Genomic DNA, 15,148 nt, shown 5'->3' on the forward strand with positions numbered 1-15,148 from the left:
GGCGGATTCATGAAAAAATCAAGAGGATTTTCACGCAACCACAAGATTTACTTGCGCCATTTTGACGGTTCGGGCAAAGGCTCGGCGCACGAGCGGCGAGCGGGGCGTCCGGTCGAGGCGGGTAGGCTATCGGGCGTTCAAAAAGACGCGCAAGGATGCTCCATCACTTCTAGTCGGCGCATGATCCTTCCGGAAAATCGGGTTCGGGATCATACGCAAAAGGACGGCCCATGCTGGAAAACAACTCCCGGATTGCGGCGGCGATCGTCGATGACGCGATCACCTCGCGGCGGTCGGTACGCGCCTTCTTGCCCGATATGGTCGACGACGAGACCATCCGCGATATTCTCGCCGTTTCCGCGCGCGCGCCCTCAGGCACCAATATGCAACCCTGGAAGGTCTATGTGACCAAGGGCGAGGTCAAGCAGCGCATCACCGACGCCATCCTCAGCTCGGGCATCCGCGCCGAAAAGGTCGAGTGGGACGAGTACCGCTACTATCCCGACCAGTTCTTCGAACCCTATCTGACGCGACGGCGGGCCAACGGCTTCGGCCTCTACGGCGTGCTCGGCATCGGCCGGCGCGAGGTCGACAGGATGCGTGCGCAGCACGACCGCAACTTCGTCTTCTTCGACGCCCCGGTCGGCATGATCTTTACCGTCGACCGGCGGCTGAACAAGGGGTCGTGGATCGACTACGGCATGTTCCTGCAAAACATCATGGTCGCCGCGCGGGGCAGGGGCCTGCACACCTGTCCGCAAGCCGCCTTCGCGCCCTATCACCGGCAGATCAGGCCGGTGCTCAACATTCCCGACGAGGAGATCGTCGTCTGCGGCATGGCGCTCGGCCATGAGGATACGTCCAAGCCCGAAAATGCCTTCCGCACCGACCGCGCGCCGCTGGAAGAGTGGGTGACGTTCGCGGAGTGACGTGAAGCGCCGTCCGGCTCTACTGCACTTCGTAGCCGACTTCCTCGCTCGCATGGCAGAGCGCTTTCCAGAACGAGCGGGCAAACGAGCGGAACACATAGATGTCGAACTGATCGGCGCCGGTGCGCTGGATTTGCGCGAAGATGTCGTGATGCATGGTCGAGCGGCCGGCGCCGATCGGGAAGGCCGGCAGCGCGAAGTCGATGGCGAAGAATTTCGCCAGCACCCACTCGGCCTTCGGCCCGGCGATACGGATCGCGGTGCGGCCGTGCGAAAGGTCGGTCACCGTACCGATGGCCGAAGTGACGACACTGGCAAAGGCCGGCGCCAATCGCTCGGCTTCATCGACCACAGTGAACTTTCCCGGCGCAAAGCCGAACACCGACCTGGCGCCGTTCGTCACACCGCCACCGGCGCCGTCGGGCAAAGCCAGGCCGGTGACCGCATGGATGCCGGCCATCAACTTCTTCTCCTCGCCGGGCCAGGCGGCGAGCTGCACGATCGAACCCGGCCTGGTTTCGGAGAGGATGATTTCGACACCGTGCTCGAAATTGCCATGCGAGCCTGGATGCAGCACCGGCTCAAGCGGGGATTGGCGCTCAACCATGCATGCGGCTCCCGTCCGGATCGAAGAAATGGTTGGAGACGATCTCGACCGGCCCGAACCGGTTGCGCAACGGGTCGGAAACGTAGGCACGCGAGCCGCGCCGCGCCTTGCCGCCCTTGACCAGGGCAAGCGCGATATATTTGCCGAGCGCTGGCGAATAGCAGCAGGCGGTGATGTGGCCAAGCGAGCCGTGCGGATTGGCTTCGTCAAGCTCCTCGACGATGTGTGCGCCGCCATTGAGCGGCTGGTTGTCGAGCGAAACAATACCGACGAGTTCCAGGCGGTCGGGGGCGATCAGCCCCTCGCGATCCATCATCGCCGAACCGATGAACGGCTTCTTCTTCGACAGCATCCAGTCGAGATGCAGGTCGCGTGCCGTGGTACGGCCGTCGATCTCGGCACCGGTGACGTGGCCTTTCTCGATGCGCATGGTGCCCAGCGCCTCCAGCCCGTAGGTCACCAGCCCGAACGGCTTGCCGGCTTCGATCAGCGCCTCCCAGACATGGGTGCCGTAGCCGGCGCCGGAATAGACCTCGAAGGCCATTTCGCCGGAGAAGGACAGCCGGCAGATCATCACCGGCACGCCGGCGATTTCGCCGTGGACGATGCCCATGAAGGGCAGGGCGGCATTGTCGACGGCGGTGCCGCTGACGCAAGCAGCCAGTATCTGCCTTGCCTTCGGCCCACCGATGGCGGCACCGGCCCATTGGTCGGTCACCGAGGTGACGTGGACCTTCAGCGCCGGCCAGATCACGTCGAGGAAATACTCCAGATGCTGCATCACCTTGCCGGCATTGGCGGTGGTGGTGGTCATCAGGAAATCCTGCTCGCCGAGCCGCCACGTGGTGCCGTCGTCGAAGGCGAGACCGTCCTCGCGCAGCATCAGCCCGTAGCGCGCCTTGCCGACGGCCAGCGTCGAAAACATGTTGGTGTATACGCGGTCGAGGAATTCCGCCGCGTCGGGGCCTTGCACCGCGATCTTGCCCAATGTCGAGACATCGACGATGCCGGCGCTCTCGCGCGTGGCTCTCGCTTCGCGCACATAGGCCTGCTCGATCGTCTCGCCGGGATGGCCGTAGATCATCGGCCGATACCACAGGCCGGCGGAATACATGGTGGCGCCATTGGCGACGTGCCAGTCATGCATCGGCGTCAGCCGCTCGGGCTTCAGATCGCCGAAGCGTTCGGCGGCTAGCGAGCCGATCGACACCGCCGAAAAGGGCGGGCGAAAACGCGTCGTGCCGACCTGCGGGATCGGCTTGCCCAGCGCCTCGGCCATGATGGCCAGGCCGGGTATGTTGGAGCTCTTGCCCTGGTCGGTTGCCATGCCGAGCGTGGTGTAGCGCTTCAGATGCTCGACCGAGACGAAGCCTTCGCGATGCGCCAGCCGCACGTCATCCGCAGTCACGTCATGCTGGAAATCGACGAAACTCTTTCCCTGGGCCGTGATCTCGAACACCGGCGCCGGATCGGGATCGCCAGGTGCTGCTTCGACGGCAGGCAAGGCCGCCGGCGTGGCGGTTGCGCCCGCAGCGGAAAGACCGGCGGCGCGACCTTCGGCGATCGCCTCGGCGGTGGAGAAACTGCCGGTGAAGGCGCCGGCGCCGATCCATTGCCGCGTCGTCGGCTTGGGCGGCAGGAACGCTTGCAATGCTTCGTTCCATTCCGCTCTCGCGCCGGCCTGGCTGGCCAGATGAATGGTCGGCGACCAGCCGCCCGACATCAATAGGCAATCGGCGTGGATGCTGCGCGCATCGCCGGAAAGCGCGCCGTTGACCATGTCGAAGCGCTGCACCTTGAAGCCAGAAAGCGCCTTGCCGCCCTCGGTGGCGATCACCGCGTGGCCAGAAAGGATCTCGGCCTCGGTCTCGCCGGCCAGCTTGCGCATTTCGCTCGAAAGCTCAGGGCGCACGTCGATGATGGCGACGACCACGGCGCCGGCCTGCTTCAGCGCCAGGGCCGCGCGATAGGCGCTGTCATTGTTGGTGAACAGCCCGATCCTGTCGCCGGGCAGCACGCCATATTCAATGGCATAACGCTCGGCAGCATGCGCCAGCATTACGCCTGGCCGATCATTGCCTGGAAAGACCAGCGGACGCTCCAGGGATCCGGTGGCCAGCACCACAGACTTGGCGCGGATTGTCCAGTAGCGATGGCGCGATTCGCCCTTGCCGGGCGTTTCCTTGTGGTCGGTGACACGTTCGAGCGCGGCAAGCGTGTTGCCGTCATAATAGCCCCAGACGGTGGTGCGCGGCAGCAGGCGGACATTGTCACGGCCTTCGAGCTGGCCAGCGGCGCGCGCTGTCCAGTCGGCGGCCGGCATGCCATCGATCGTCTCGCCCGACCAATTGGCCGAGCCGCCGAAATGCGGCTCGAGCTCGGCCAGGATGACGCGTGCACCCTGATCGGCAGCCGCCCTGGCGGCCATCAGCCCCGCCGGGCCGGAGCCGACTACCAGCACATCGCAAAACGCGTTCATGCGTTCGTAGCGCGCCGTATCGGGAGCCGTGCCTGCCTTGCCCAGGCCGGCGGCACGGCGGATGAAATGCTCACAGAACATCCAGAAGCGAGTGCCCTTCAGCGGACCGATCACCGGTCCCATGAAGGTCTTGTAGTAGAAGCCGGCCGACAAAAGCTTGCCGCCGAGCTGGTTCACGGCACTGACGTCCCAGGCAAGCGAAGGGAAGCGGTTCTGGCTGATTGCGGCCAGCCCGTCATAAATCTCGACCATTGTGGCGGGGATGTTCGGCTCGCGAACCTCGCCCCTCAACACTGTGACCAGCGCGTTCGGTTCCTCGACGCTGGCGGTCAGCACGCCGCGCGGGCGGTGATATTTGAACGAACGCCCAAACAGGGTGACGCCGTTGGCCAGCAGCGCCGAAGCCAGCGTGTCGCCGGCATGGCCGGTATAAGGCGCGCCGTCGAAGGTGAAACGGATGGTCCGCAGCCGGTCGATGCGGCCCCCGGCCTCTGTACGGCGCGGGCTCATGGCTTGTCCTCGGCCCGGTGCCGCGCAACCGAGTTGTGGTCGCCGCGCGCGAACGCGGTGCTGGAGATCTCGTGCGTCAGCGTGTTGCGCACGACCCTGAGATGGGCGCGGCAGCCGCCGGAATGCTGCCAGATCTCATTGTGGTCGCCGGCTGGATTAAGCCGGTCGTAGACATAGGCGTTCCAGGCGTCGAGGTTCTGCGAGGCGGGCTGTGGGCGCTGGCGATTGCCGTCGCCCTGATAGGTGAATTCGATCACGTCGCGCGGGCCGCAATAGGGGCAGGTGATGAGCATGGATCTCTAACCTAATGCAGCCGGGGCGTGGCGCCCTGACCCTTGTCGTCGATCACCAGGCCACGGTAGAAGCGGTCGAGCGTGAAGGCCGCGTTGAGACCGTGCGGCTCGTCCTTGGCAATGGTCCAGGCAAAGCACCAGCCAGAAGCCGGCGTCGCCTTGAAGCCGCCATAGCACCAGCCGCAGTTGAGATACATGCCCGGCAGCGGACCGGTGGTGATGATTGGCGAGCCGTCCATCGACATGTCGCAGACGCCGCCCCATGAGCGCAGCATGCGGACACGGGCCAGCCCAGGGAACAGCGCCAGCATCTCGCTCATCACCTCATCGACGATCGGCAGGCTGCCGCGTTGGGCGTAGCTGTTGTAGCCGTCGAGATCGCCGCCATAGACAAGGCCGCCCTTGTCCGATTGCGACATATAGAAATGGCCCATGCCGAAGGTCAGGACCGTATCGATGAACGGTTTTAGCGATTCCGTGACGAAGGCCTGCAGCACATGGCTCTCGATCGGCATCGTCTCGATGCCGGCAAGCCGCATGACCCGCCCGGTGCTGCCGGCAACCGCGACCGCTACCTTTTTTGCGCGGATTTCGCCGCGCGTTGTCGTGACGCCGGTGATGCGGTCGCCGTCGCGCAGGAAGCCGGTGACCTCGCAATTTTCGATGATGTCGACGCCGCGGCGATCTGCGCCGCGCGCATAGCCCCAGGCGACGGCGTCGTGGCGGGCGGTGCCGGCGCGCCGCTGCGTCAGGCCACCGACGATCGGGAAACGCGCGGTGGCTGAGACGTCGAGCGCCGGCACCAGGCGCGCGATTTCGGCCGTGGTCATCAGTTCGGCGTCAACGCCGAGATGGCGCATGGCGTTTCCGCGCCGGGCATAGTCGTCGAGCTGAGCAGGTGTGTGGGCGAGGTTCAGGCAGCCGCGCTGCGAGAACATGACGTTGTAGTTGAGGTCATGGGCCAGGTTCTCCCACAGCTTCATCGAATGCTCGTAAAAGCGCGTGTTGGCCGGCAGGAGATAGTTGGAACGGACCGCCGTGGTGTTGCGGCCGACATTGCCGGAACCGAGCCAGCCCTTCTCCAGCACCGCGACATTGGTGATGCCGTGCTCCTTGGCGAGATAGTAAGCGGTCGACAGGCCATGGCCGCCGCCGCCGATGACGATCACGTCGTAGGACGCCTTCGGGTCGGGCTTGCGCCAGGCCGGCTTCCAGTCCTTGTTTCCGGTCAGCGCGTTCTTGAGAAGCGAAAAGGCCGAATATTCCGCCATTCTTATTGTCATCCATTTCAGGCTTTGCGGCAGACTATAGAGCAGGCCGCCAACGCAAAGCCAAGATTGCGCCATCGCTTTTCGACTCCCCGACTTCGACTGGATTGGCCGACTTCGACTGGATTGGCCGACTTCGACTGGATTGGCCGACTTCGATTGGCGGGACTTCGAAAAACGAGACGCCTGGGATGACTTGCCCCGTGATATGAGCCTCTTTATCAAGGACGTGCTTCAAAACTGCCGATGCCGCCCGCGAGTCGCCAGAAAAATCATGTTCTTTCGTTTATTCCGCCTGGTCTTGATTCTTGCGCTTGTTGTCTCGGCGCCGCCGTCGCTCGTTGCTATGGCGCAGGCACTCGGGCAGGGCGCCGCCGGGTTGATCGCAGACCAGCAGAAGGTCATCCAGAGTCTGACGGCCAAAACCGACGATCTCGAGAAGAAGATACAGCAGGACGGCCAAGACGATGCCACCCTGGTGGAAATCCGTCTGCAATTGGAGGATCTGTCGCGGGCGGCGCTCACCAGCGCGCTAGCGTTCCGATCGCGTCTCGGCGATATCAACGATCGGATTGAGATGCTGGGACCTCCGCCGGCCGCGGGCCAGCCGGCCGAGCCAGACATCGTAACCGGTGAACGCCAGGCCTTGGCTTCCGAAAAAGCCGAGATCAACGCCGTTATTGCCAGCGCGCAGAACCTGTCGATCCGCATCAGTGGGCTGATCGAGAAGATCGGCAACATGCGCAGCGAGCTGTTCCGCAATGTGCTTACTAAGCGCTACGTGCTGTCCGATGCGCTTAGCCCCGAAGTCTTTTCCGACGCCAACGCTGAGTTTTCCGGCTTCTATAAGGCGGTCTCGTCCTGGCTGAGTTTCGCCTTCAAGTTCAAGTTCCAGGCCATTCTTGCCGCGACTTTGATGGCGCTCGCATTCGCTGCAGTGCTTTTTATCGGCGGCCGACGCCTGTTCGGCCGCGTCTTCGAAGCGGATCCCTCCGTCGAGGACCCCTCCTATCTCAGCCGCCTGTCGGTGGCGTTCTGGTCGACGTTGCTGCCGACGCTGGCGGTCGGCGCCTTCCTTGTCTCGACGATCTTCTTCTTCGATTATTACAATGTTTTACGCGGTGACATCGGCATCTTCCTGAATTCGCTGGTTGCCGTTATCGCGGTGGTGTTCTGCGTCAACCGCCTGACCAACGCAGCGCTCGAGCCCCGACTGCCGAACTGGCGTTTGATCCCGGTCGAAACCGGCCCGGCGCGCTGGCTGGTGCGGCTGACGACCGCCATGGCTGTCGTCATCGGCAGCAACAACTTCCTGTCTGTCGTCAACGACAAGATGGGCTCGCCACTGTCGCTGACCATCGCCAGAAGCTTCATCGCCACCATCGTCGTCGGCATCATCCTGATCCTTATGGGCCTGCTGAAGCCGTTCAAGGCCCCCGATGGAAGCTGGCGCCCGTGGCCGGCGTGGCTGCGCTACACCGCCGTCGTGCTAGGCCTATTCACCATCGCATCGGCACTGCTTGGCTATATCGGCCTTGCAATTTTCGTCTCGCTGCAGGTCGTGGTCACCGGCACCATCCTGGTCACCGCCTATATCGGCTTCCTGTCGGCGCGAGCGATCGGCGAGGAAGGTGGTTTCGCCAACACTTCGATCGGGCGCTGGCTAGCGGCCAATTCAAGCTACGAAGAGACCGCGCTCGACCAGCTAGGGCTTGTCGTCAGCGCCGCCATCAACATCATGATCGTGCTGGTGTTCCTGCCGCTGATCCTGTTGATGTGGGGCTTCCAGCCCGGCGACATCCAGGCCTGGGCCTACAAGTTGGCGACGGGCCTCACCATAGGCTCGGTGACGATCTCGGTCACCGGCATCCTCACCGGCGTCGTCGTCTTCATCATGGGCTATTTCCTGACGCGCTGGTTCCAGGGCTGGCTCGACGGTTCGGTGATGGCGCGCGGCCGGGTCGACACCGGTGTGCGCAATTCGATCCGGCTGGCGGTCGGCTATGCCGGCGTCGCGGTCGCGGCACTGGTCGGCATCTCGGCGGCCGGTATCGACCTCTCCAATCTCGCGTTGGTCGCAGGCGCCCTGTCTCTCGGCATCGGCTTTGGCCTGCAGAATGTCGTCTCCAACTTCGTCTCGGGCCTGATCCTGTTGGCCGAGCGGCCGTTCAAGGTCGGCGATTGGATCGTCGCCGGCGACATCAGCGGCACGGTCAAGAAGATCAGTGTACGCGCCACCGAGATCGAAACGTTCCAGCGGCAATCGGTGATCCTGCCCAATTCAAACCTGATCAACAATGCGGTCGGCAACTGGACGCACCGCAACAAGCTCGGCCGCATCGACATCAAGGTCGGCGTTGCCTATGGCAGCGACATCAAGCACGTGCATGGCGTCCTGTTGGAGATCGCGCGCAGTCATCCGCTGGTGCTGAAAAACCCCGAACCCTTCGTGCTGTTTTCCAATTTCGGCCCGGCCGCGCTCGAATTCGAGATCCGCGTATTCCTGGCAGACGTTCTTAGTGGCAATATCGTCCAGAACGACATCCGCTTTGCCATCTTCGATGTGTTCGCCGACCAGCATATCGAAATTCCGTCGACACCGCGCGCCGTCGTCGAGACCAAAAAGCACGAGGCGTGGCCGATCGACGACGACAAGATCGAAGTCGAATTCGCCGAGCGGGAACAAGCAAAAGCCCTAGCGGCGGTCGAGGCGAAACGTCTCGCCAAGTCGGGACGCAAGGTGCGGAAGCCCGATCCTGACTAGCTGTTTGGAGCTTGCCTTCAAGCCTTCGGAAACCAATTGCGGCATGAATGCGGCATTCAGTTGCCGTTCAGCTTGCATTGCATATAAGCTCACCTGCAAACGGCGAGAATGCCTTGCGAAATGCAACAGAGGCGGTGGCAACACCGATACTGCAAATGTGGAAGTCTCTCGTCGCCGCCATCGCTTTTCTGGCCGTGGGCGGTTCGGCCCATGCCGCCAGCGCGGTCAACAAGGACGCCGAGACCCGCACGCTGATCGTGACGGAAGGCGGCGGCAAGACCGAGCTGGCGCTGGCCGCTGGCGAAACCGTGGAATTTTGCCCGAGCGGCTGTTTTGTTACCTTGCCGAATGGCGACCTCGAGGCGCTGACCGGTTCGGAGACGATTGAGATCTCGGGCGGCGTCGCGCGCATCAAGTAAAGTCGACGCCATGATTTTTGAAGGCCGGGCAAACGCCCGGCCTTTTATTTGCTTCCGGTAATCGGCGATGAAGGTATGCACTTTTCTTCGAAGCTGCGCAGGACGGGCTCTAGCAGCGCCTTCATACCGAGCAGGGCGAAGGCGTAGGTCTAACTGCATTCGACGGGCTGGTGGCGCGGGCTTTTTTGGCGATGTCGCAAACAGGCTGCAAGCGCGGCGCCGCGCCGCCCTATAGTCTGCTCGCAATAGCATCTTGGAGTCGCGGGCAATGGCAGGGTTTCCGGAAAAGGCGAAGGTCGTCATCGTCGGGCTGGGCGGCATCGTCGGCGCATCGGTCGCCCATCACCTGATCGAGCGCGGATGGGACGATATTGTCGGCATCGACAAATCGGGCATCCCGACGGATATCGGCTCGACGGCGCATGCCTCCGACTTCTGCTACACGACCAGCCATGATTTCCTGTCGTGCTGGACGACGCTCTATTCCATCGATTTCTACGAAAAGATGGGTCACTACGCGCGCATCGGCGGCCTCGAGGTCGCCCGCGTCGGCGACGACGCCCGCATGGCGGAGATCAAGCGCAAGATCGCCTCGGCGAAGGCCTTCGGCACACGCGCCCGCCTGATCGATCCCGCCGAGATCAAGGAAAAATTCCCGCTGATCGAAGAACAGATGGTACAGGGCGGCCTGTGGGATCCCGACGCCGGCCTCGTCATCCCGCGCTCGCAGACCGTCGCCGGCAAGCTTGTCGACCAGGCGGAAGCTTCCGGCAAACTCAGGGCGTTTGCCAATACGTCGGCCAGGTCGCTCGTCATCGAGAACGGCCGCATCAAGGGCGTGGTGACCGACCGCGGCACCATCGAGGCCGACTATGTCGTGGTCTGCACCGGCATCTGGGGACGGCTGATCGCGGAAATGGCGGGCGAGGACCTGCCGGTCATGCCGATTGACCATCCGCTTACCTTCTTCGGGCCGTACACTGAGTTCGCCGGCACCGGCAAGGAGATCGGCTGGCCGCTGCTGCGCGACCAGGGCAACTCGGCTTACATGCGCGATACCGGCGACCCCAAGACCGCCGAAGGCGGGCAGATCGAATGGGGTTATTACGAAGAGACCAATCCGCGCCTTTGCCATCCGCGCGATATTCTCGAGAAAAACGAGGCGCGGCTTTCGCCGTCGCAACGCGATCTCGACATGGAACAAATCCTGGCGCCGCTCGAGCGCGCCATGGAACTGACGCCGATCCTGGGCGAGCTGGGCTACAATGAGAGCCATTCCTTCAACGGCCTGTTGCAGGTGACGGCGGACGGCGGCCCCTCGATGGGCGAAAGCCAGAAGGTGAGGGGCCTCTGGTATGCCGTGGCGATCTGGGTCAAGGACGGCCCCGGCATGGGCAAGCTCATCGCCGACTGGATGACGGATGGCCGCACGGCGATCGACCACCACGCCATCGACTATTCGCGTTTCTATCCGCACCAGACGAAAGAACAGTTCATCTGGGATCGCTGCACCGAAACCGCGATGAAGGTCTACAACCCGGCGGTCCATCCGCGCGAGCCGTTCTCCAAGGCTCGCAATGTCCGCCGCTCGCCCTTCTGGGAGCGCGAGAAGGAACTCGGCGGCTATTTCATGGAGCTCGGCGGCTGGGAGCGCGCCCATGGCTACGCCGCCAACGAGCATCTGCTCGAGAAATACGGCAACCGGGTGCCGGTGCGCCAAAACGAATGGGATAACCGCCACTTCTGGCGCGTCTCGAACGCCGAGCATCTCGCGATGAGCGAGGATTGCGGCATCGTCAACCTGTCGCATTTCGCCATGTACGACGTGGAAGGCCCGGATCATGTCGCGCTGATGGAATGGCTGTGCGCGGCAAAGATCGGCGGTGACGGCAATATCGGCAAGGGCATCTATACCCATTTCCTCGACGAGGAAGGCATGGTGCGCGCCGACCTGACCGTCATCCGCATGGCCGACCGCTGCCGCGTCATCGACGGCGCTGATGCCGGGCCGCGCGACTTCAAGTACATGCGCCGGACGGCAGAGGACAAAGGCTTCGACGTTACCGTCACCGATGTGACCGAGAGATATGTGACCGTCGGCATCTGGGGTCCGAACGCGCGGGCAACATTAGGCAAGGTCGTGGAAAACCCCGACGGACTGACGCCTGAGAATTTTCCCTTTGCCGCGATCAAGCCCGTCAGGATCGCCGGCAAGGACGTGACCGCCTTCCGCATCTCCTATGTCGGCGAGCAAGGCTGGGAACTGCATATGCGCTACGAGGACGGCCTGGCTGTCTGGGACGCGCTGCGGTCGACCGGCGTGATGGCCTTTGGCGTCGAGACCTATGCCAACAGCCGCCGCATGGAGAAGAGCCTGCGCCTGCAGAATGCGGACCTCTTGACCGAATACAATCTGCTGGAAGCCGACCTTGCCCGTCCGAAAGTCAAGGAGGCCGATTTCTGCGGCAAGGCAAAGCATCTGGAATATCGCGCCCGGGTGCATCAGCCGGCCATGCTTTGCACGCTTATCATGACGGACAATACAGATTCGAATGGTGTTCCCCGCTATCCGGTTGGCACGATGCCGGTGATGGACCCGCAAACCGGTAAGACGCTCGTCGACGAGCTCGGCCGCCGCTCCTTCACGACCTCGGTGGCTTATGGTCCGACCCTCGGCAAGAACATCGCGCTCGCCTACCTGCCCTGGGCGTGTTGCCAGGAGGGCCGCAAGCTGAGCGTCGAATATTTCGGCGAGAAGTACCCGGTCGAAGTGGCCGCCGTCGGCTACAGGCCGCTCTACGACCCGGAGAACCTCAATCCGCGCAGCTAAGCGTTGCTTGCCTGCCGATTCTCCACACAGGCAAGCAGAGCAGTGCCAGCAGGACCTGAATGCAGAAGCCCGATTCATCGTCGGGCTTTTCGCTTTGTGGAGCGATGATTCTCGCTTACCGTCGCGCTGCGATTGGGCGGTGCCTTTGCGGCGGATCGGCTGGGACAGAAAAAACGATGCGCTTGTGTTTCAGCTGAACCGGAATATCCCGGTTCGCGTCAGCTGGACCTTCGCAATTCCCATTGTGCTGCCCTTCCTGAACGAGTGGGCGAGCCGACCCAAGGATGCACTGATCCATACCTCTATCTTTGCAGCGCTTCTGTTTGCGTCGATATTTCTGCACGAACTGGCACACGCCTGGATCGGACGCCGACAAGGCGTCGCCACCGACAGGATAGAATTATATCTCTTCGGCGGGCTCACGCGTTTCAAACGCGCCGCAGCGCCATCGCCTGCCTGGGCGCGGATTGCGATAGCGGGTCCCCTGGCGAACGTCGCGCTCGCCGCGTTTTTCGATGCGGCCTATTATCTGGTTTTTGGAGAACTCATCCCAGTTGCGCCCGAAAGGCCATTCGGGTGGCTGCCGTCAAGATCGGCCGGTCCTCTGGAATGGACGCTTTGGATTGGCGCATTGTTGAACGTGTCACTTATCATTCTCAACATCCTGCCCGCCTACGATCTGGATGGCGGCGTGATTGCAAGACATTTGTTCCTGAGACGCTTCGGCGTCCGCCGGGCCGCGCAGATCGTCGGCATCTGCGGCATCGTACTTTCAATTCTGCGTTTTGCGATCATCTTGCCTGCCGCGGTTGCAGGTATTCTGTTGTGGCTTCCGCCGTCATTCAAGCCGAACTGGAGGGCAGCGCGCGGGGTCGGTGCTAGAAAACCGAAGCCGGACCCATCCTCCGAGACGGATGTCGAGAAGGCCGTGGAGTGGCGGGGACGGGGCGGGCACCGCATCCACAAATGAAATTCGTTTTCCGGCGGTTCGCAAAAATGTGACCGAATGAGCCCGGCTCTCCACCGGGCTTTTCTCTTTGTCGATCGGCGATTTTCGCTTACCGTGCGTCATGTCTGGTTTTGCCCGTGCAAGACATCTCGTCTCGGGTGCCGCCGCGCTGGCGTCGGTGCTATGGCTGACTGCAAACTCCCGCGCCGCCGAGCCGGTCGACGTCGAACTGGTGCTGGCAGTCGACGTTTCGCTGTCCATGTCGCCGGACGAGCTCGAAATCCAGCGTCATGGCTATGCGGCGGCGCTGACGCATGACGATGTCTTGCAGGCAATCGGCGAAGGCGCTCATGGCAAGATTGCCGTCACCTATGTCGAATGGGCTGGCGCGACCTGGCAGCAGGTCGTCGTGCCGTGGACGGTGATCGCCAATCGTGCCGACGCCGAGCGGCTGGCAGCGCAGCTTTCCGCTCATCCGCCGGCCAGTGCCAGGCGCACCTCGATCTCCGGCGCGCTGGAATTCGCCAGCGATCTCTTTGCTGAAAGCGGCTTCCAGGGCGTCAAGCGGGTGATCGACATTTCGGGTGACGGCCCCAACAACCAGGGCGCACCTGTCGATATCACCCGCGACGCCGTGATCAAGCAAGGCATCACCGTCAACGGCCTACCGCTGATGACCAGGGGCGGGTTCAGCAGCGCTTACGATGTCAACAATCTCGACCGCTACTACAGCGACTGCGTCATCGGCGGGCCGGGCTCCTTCATGATCCCCGTCAATGACTGGACGCAGTTTCCGGAGGCCATCCGCCGCAAGCTGGTGCTGGAGCTTGCCGGTCCGGCCTCGCCGGAGCGAGCGGCGGAAGAGGCGGCGCATCCGCCATTGGTGCTGGCACAGGACATCCCCGTCACCGACTGCCTGGTCGGCGAAAAAATGTGGCGCGACCGCAGCTGGATGTACAACAGCCGCTGATGGCGGAGTTTGCTGTCGATGGTGACATACCGCAGTGCAGCATCTGCTTCATTGACAAGCCTGCGGGCGTCTGTGACACAATTCCGCATCCGAACACATAAAAGGGGAACCGACATGAACAGGATCGGAATTCTTGCCGCAAGCTTGACGCTTGCCGTCGGATTGTCCGCGCCGGCGATGGCCGCCACATCGGTCAGCATCGGCATCAGTGGATGGACGGGCTTTGCGCCGCTGACGCTCGCCAAGCAGGCCGGCATCTTCGAAAAGCACGGCCTCGACGTCACCTTGAAGAAGGTGCCGCAAGCCAGCCGGCCGCTCGCCATCGCCAGCGGCGACCTGCAATGCGCCGCCACCACGGTCGAGACCTGGCTGGTCTGGAACGCCAATGGCGTGACGACCAAGCAGATATTCCAGCTCGACAAATCCTACGGCGCCGACGGCATCGTCGCCCGCAACGACATCAAGACCGTCGCCGATCTCAAAGGTAAGTCGGTCGCGTCTTCGGCGCCGGGCACCTCGCCCTATTTCATGCTGGCCTGGGTGCTCAACAAGAACGGCATGTCGACCAAGGACGTGACGGTCGTCAACCTGGAGCCGGATGCGGCGGCGCAGGCGTTTCTCGCCGGCCAGAACGATGCGGCGGTCACCTATGAGCCGTTCATCTCGGCGGTGCGCGAAAAGTCCGACCAGGGCCATATCCTTGTGACCACTCTCGACTATCCGATGGTGCTCGATACGGTCGGCTGCACGCCGGAGTTCCTCAAGGCCAATCCGGATGCGGGCAAGGCGCTTGCCGACAGCTATTTCGAGGCACTCGACCTGATCAAGAGCGATCCGGCGAAATCCTATGAGACGATGGGTGCCGACGTGAAGCAGTCGGCCAAGGAATTCGAAGAGTCGGCCAAATACCTGAAATGGGCCGATAAGGCTGAAAACAAGCAGTTCTTCACCAAGGAATTCCAGGACTTTTCCAAGACCGCCGGCGAGCTTCTGCTGCAGATGGGTTTGATCAAGGAAGCGCCTGACGTCTCGACATTGGCCGACACCAGCGCCGTCGCCGACTAACCGGCAGGATTGTCGCCCGGCGGCGGCGCGTGCGCCGCCGCTTTTTCATTCAGATCAGAGGACGG

General features: G+C 62.8%; 11 protein-coding genes. 7 read left to right on the forward strand and 4 right to left on the reverse strand.

Features of this window, described 5'->3' with window-relative positions; genetic code table 11:
• Positions 1 to 230: 230 nt before the first annotated feature.
• Positions 231 to 929, forward strand: coding sequence for a nitroreductase (locus tag NKI97_RS12290; protein WP_352834293.1), 699 nt, complete (start codon positions 231 to 233; stop codon positions 927 to 929).
• 19 nt (positions 930 to 948) lie between these two features.
• Here NKI97_RS12290 and NKI97_RS12295 read toward each other — a convergent pair whose 3' ends face one another.
• Genes NKI97_RS12295 through NKI97_RS12310 form a run of 4 tightly spaced genes read right to left on the reverse strand, consistent with a single transcriptional unit; the run spans position 949 to position 6,089 of the window.
• Complete coding sequence (locus NKI97_RS12295; protein ID WP_352834295.1) at positions 949 to 1,536, reverse strand: sarcosine oxidase subunit gamma; 588 nt, start codon at positions 1,534 to 1,536, stop codon at positions 949 to 951.
• Positions 1,529 to 4,525, reverse strand: coding sequence for a sarcosine oxidase subunit alpha (locus tag NKI97_RS12300; protein ID WP_352834298.1), 2,997 nt, complete (start codon positions 4,523 to 4,525; stop codon positions 1,529 to 1,531). Before NKI97_RS12300 ends, NKI97_RS12295 begins: the two co-directional genes overlap by 8 nt.
• On the reverse strand, positions 4,522 to 4,818 hold the full coding sequence (locus tag NKI97_RS12305; protein WP_023676536.1) for a sarcosine oxidase subunit delta: 297 nt from the start codon (positions 4,816 to 4,818) through the stop codon (positions 4,522 to 4,524). Before NKI97_RS12305 ends, NKI97_RS12300 begins: the two co-directional genes overlap by 4 nt.
• An 11-nt stretch (positions 4,819 to 4,829) precedes the next feature.
• A complete protein-coding gene (locus NKI97_RS12310; RefSeq protein ID WP_352834524.1) occupies positions 4,830 to 6,089 on the reverse strand; it encodes a sarcosine oxidase subunit beta in 1,260 nt (419 codons plus the stop codon).
• A 271-nt stretch (positions 6,090 to 6,360) separates the two neighbouring features.
• On the opposite strand from NKI97_RS12310, the gene NKI97_RS12315 reads away from it, so the two are divergent.
• From NKI97_RS12315 to NKI97_RS12340, 6 genes are all read left to right on the forward strand, one after another.
• Entirely contained in the window at positions 6,361 to 8,850 is a 2,490-nt protein-coding gene (locus NKI97_RS12315; protein WP_352834301.1) for a mechanosensitive ion channel family protein, read from the forward strand.
• A gap of 155 nt (positions 8,851 to 9,005) precedes the next feature.
• Complete coding sequence (locus tag NKI97_RS12320; protein WP_023676533.1) at positions 9,006 to 9,269, forward strand: hypothetical protein; 264 nt, start codon at positions 9,006 to 9,008, stop codon at positions 9,267 to 9,269.
• 268 nt (positions 9,270 to 9,537) lie between these two features.
• Entirely contained in the window at positions 9,538 to 12,099 is a 2,562-nt protein-coding gene (locus tag NKI97_RS12325) for a GcvT family protein (RefSeq protein WP_352834303.1), read from the forward strand.
• A gap of 7 nt (positions 12,100 to 12,106) precedes the next feature.
• The gene (locus NKI97_RS12330) at positions 12,107 to 13,069 is read left to right on the forward strand and encodes a site-2 protease family protein (RefSeq protein ID WP_352834305.1); all 963 of its coding nucleotides are present in this window, start codon (positions 12,107 to 12,109) and stop codon (positions 13,067 to 13,069) included.
• 100 nt (positions 13,070 to 13,169) lie between these two features.
• Positions 13,170 to 14,018, forward strand: a complete 849-nt coding sequence (locus tag NKI97_RS12335) for a DUF1194 domain-containing protein (protein ID WP_352834307.1) — start codon at positions 13,170 to 13,172, stop codon at positions 14,016 to 14,018.
• 114 nt (positions 14,019 to 14,132) lie between these two features.
• Positions 14,133 to 15,083: an ABC transporter substrate-binding protein gene (locus NKI97_RS12340; RefSeq protein WP_352452114.1), complete on the forward strand. Its 951-nt coding sequence runs from the start codon at positions 14,133 to 14,135 to the stop codon at positions 15,081 to 15,083.
• The last annotated feature ends 65 nt before the right edge of the window (positions 15,084 to 15,148 follow it).

Origin of the sequence: Mesorhizobium sp. M0296 (assembly GCF_040321675.1) — a bacterium.
Taxonomy (GTDB): Bacteria; Pseudomonadota; Alphaproteobacteria; order Rhizobiales; family Rhizobiaceae; genus Mesorhizobium.